The following is a 1,538-nucleotide window of genomic DNA, read 5'->3' on the forward strand; positions in this document are numbered from 1 at the left end:
CGGCGAGCCGTCGGCGACGGGGCCCGCGAGTGGTCCGGGCACGGCGGCGTGGCCGCCGGCGACGTCCTCGGGCGGCAGGTCGCGACGGGCGTCGGCGTCGACGCTGTCGTCCGGGCGGGGCAGGTTGGGCGCGGGCCTGGTGGAGGTGCCGCGGGTGCCCTACCGCGACCCGAAGACGGCGGTGCTGACCGATCCGGAGGTGCCGGAGGCGAAGCGGTTCTGCTCCAGTTGCGGCAAGGAGGTCGGGCGCGGTCGGGACGGGCGCTCGGGCCGGGTGGAGGGGTTCTGCGCGCACTGCGGGCACCGCTACTCGTTCACGCCGAAGCTGGCTCCGGGTGAGGTGCTGCACGACCAGTACGAGGTGCTGGGCTGCCTGGCGCACGGCGGCCTCGGCTGGATCTACCTGGCGGCCGACCACGCGGTCAGCGACCGGTGGGTGGTGTTGAAGGGCCTGCTGGACTCCGGCGACGCGGACGCGATGGCGGCGGCGATGGCGGAGCGGCGGTTCCTGGCCGAGGTGGAGCACCCGAACATCGTCAAGATCCACAACTTCGTGCGGCACGAGGACCGGGCGACCGGCGAGCTCGTCGACTACATCGTGATGGAGTACGTCGGCGGCACGTCGGTCAAGGACATGATCAAGCAGTTGCGGGCGGGCGGCACGGGACGCGAGTCGTTGCCGGTGCCGCAGGCGATCGCCTACGCGCTGGAGGTGCTGCCCGCGTTGGGGTACCTGCACGGCGTCGGCCTGCTGTACTGCGACTTCAAGCCGGACAACGTGATCCAGACCGAGGAGCAGCTGAAGCTGATCGACCTGGGCGCGGTGCGGCGGGTGGACGACTGGCACTCCCCGATCTACGGCACGATCGGCTACCAGGCGCCGGAGATCGGCACGGCGGGGCCGTCGGTGGCGTCTGACCTGTACACGGTGGGCCGGGCGTTGGCGGTGATGAGCTTCCCGTTCGACTTCCGCGGCCGGCACAAGGATTCGCTGCCGGGCCCGGACGAGCAGCCGCTGCTGCGCCGGCACGGCTCGTTCCACCGGTTCCTGCAGCGGGCCACGAACCCGGACCCGGAGCAGCGGTTCGGGTCGGCGGAGGAGATGGCCGACCAGCTCACGGGTGTGCTGCGGGAGGTGTTGGCGGAGCAGGACGGCGTGCCGCGGCCGGGGGTGTCGCGGCAGTTCACGCCGGAGCGGCGGGCGTTCGGGCCGGAGAGCGGGTTGGACGTGCGGGCGGCGGCGTCGGGGCTGCCGGTGCCGCAGGTGGACACGTCGGACGAGGCGGCGGGGTTCCTGGCGACGGCGGCCACGACGGGCGACCCGGACCAGGTGGTGGCGGCGTTGCGGGCGGCCCCGGTGCAGACGGTCGAGGTGCGGTTGCAGGTGGTGCGGGCGCTGATCGAGGCGGGCCGGGTGGACGAGGCGGTCGCCGGGTTGGACGAGCTGGCGGCGCCGGCGGACCCGGTCGACCCGCGGTTGCCCGCGCCGGACGACTGGCGGCCCGGCTGGTACCGGGGGCTGGCCGCGTTGGTGGCGG

The 1,538-nt window shown here is 74.1% G+C and carries 1 protein-coding gene; it reads left to right on the forward strand.

Going from position 1 to position 1,538, the window contains the following annotated elements; all coding sequences use genetic code 11:
* Positions 1-1,538, forward strand: a 1,538-nt coding sequence (locus ACFQ3T_RS36515; RefSeq protein ID WP_380730725.1) for a serine/threonine-protein kinase, incomplete at both ends; no start/stop codon positions are given.

The organism is Saccharothrix hoggarensis (genome assembly GCF_042678885.1).
In the GTDB taxonomy this organism is placed as follows: domain Bacteria; phylum Actinomycetota; class Actinomycetes; order Mycobacteriales; family Pseudonocardiaceae; genus Actinosynnema; species Actinosynnema hoggarensis.